At 39.0% G+C, this 925-nt stretch carries 3 protein-coding genes; all 3 read left to right on the top strand.

All coding sequences use genetic code 11. The annotated features are described in order from the left end of the window. The first annotated feature begins 29 nt into the window (after nucleotides 1–29). Entirely contained in the window at nucleotides 30–368 is a 339-nt protein-coding gene (locus tag GVN22_RS27410; RefSeq protein ID WP_166554172.1) for a hypothetical protein, read from the top strand. Further along, on the top strand, nucleotides 361–639 hold the full coding sequence (locus GVN22_RS27405; RefSeq protein WP_166554171.1) for a hypothetical protein: 279 nt from the start codon (nucleotides 361–363) through the stop codon (nucleotides 637–639). The genes GVN22_RS27410 and GVN22_RS27405 overlap by 8 nt, the downstream gene beginning before the upstream one ends. Further along, a partial coding sequence (locus GVN22_RS27400; RefSeq protein ID WP_166554170.1) for a hypothetical protein occupies nucleotides 639–925 on the top strand: 287 nt, incomplete at its 3' end. The genes GVN22_RS27405 and GVN22_RS27400, both read left to right, overlap by 1 nt.

Raw genomic sequence — 925 nt, 5'->3', positions numbered from 1 at the left:
AATTTTTAACCCTCTAAATCACACACCTCATGTACAAAATCCTATTAGCTCCCAATGTAAAGGGCATTAGTGAAATTTTAGTGAACTATGACAACATTTCAGAAATGAAGCAAACGGCTGAAATCTCGTATGCAGAAGTCATCGACATTTCGAAGATTGTAGATAAAGTTCGTTTCCCTCAAGCCGAAGGAATCTCACAAATCAATAAGATTTGGAGAGCAGAAGGTCAGTTATTCGAAGATTGGTACAATGAACCAGATACCCTTTTGGTTGAGTACCTTTTAGAGAACCTCGGTTTGACTTTCACCAGTATTCAAAAAGTTGATCCTCAATCTGGTCAATTTGTAACTTTTAAGACCAATGAATAAGAAAAAGATAAACTTCAACATCCCTTTCAAGGGATTAGATGATAAGGCAGTTGTAGAAAATGCTCAAGAATTAAACATCGGACAAATCCTAGCCTCACGTATTGCCTATAGCAACAGAGGTGCTGGAAAACTTATGTTTTTAGGCTTTGACATTTACAAAGGAAACGAGTTAGAGTTGGACGCCTCAGATGTTAGTTTACTACGAAACTTCGTAGAAGAGGACGATGCTATGACCAACTTGCTCAAGTATAGAATCCTTGAACTTTTGTAATGTTTAGTCAACTCTATCTCCCCATCAAGCTCCCGCTCTGGAAGGTACGCCTTCTACAGGGCGGAGCTCTTTTGTTTGTATGCCTACTCATTGCAGTAGGGTATTTCTATTATCAGAAGGATACCCAAGTAGCTAAAGCTGAAGGACAGAAAATAGAAATCAATGAGAGAATTGCCCATCGAGAGCAACAAAGAACTACACTCCAGAAGATTGCCTACGAAGCATTCAAAAACGGACTTTCTACCCAAGAACAAATCCAAGAAAAGCACCATGAAGACGAACGCAA

The sequence above is a fragment of the Cellulophaga sp. BC115SP genome (genome assembly GCF_009905545.1).
Classification (GTDB): domain Bacteria; phylum Bacteroidota; class Bacteroidia; order Cytophagales; family Spirosomataceae; genus Flectobacillus; species Flectobacillus rivi.
The sequence above is the reverse complement of the archived record's forward strand: the minus strand, read 5'-3'. Positions and strand labels throughout refer to the sequence as shown.

Excerpts from the sequence above, each read along its gene's own strand:
- GVN22_RS27405 (WP_166554171.1), top strand. The coding sequence starts at position 361 with ATGAATAAGAAAAAGATAAACTTCAACATCCCTTTCAAGGGATTAGAT.
- GVN22_RS27410 (WP_166554172.1), top strand. The coding sequence starts at position 30 with ATGTACAAAATCCTATTAGCTCCCAATGTAAAGGGCATTAGTGAAATT.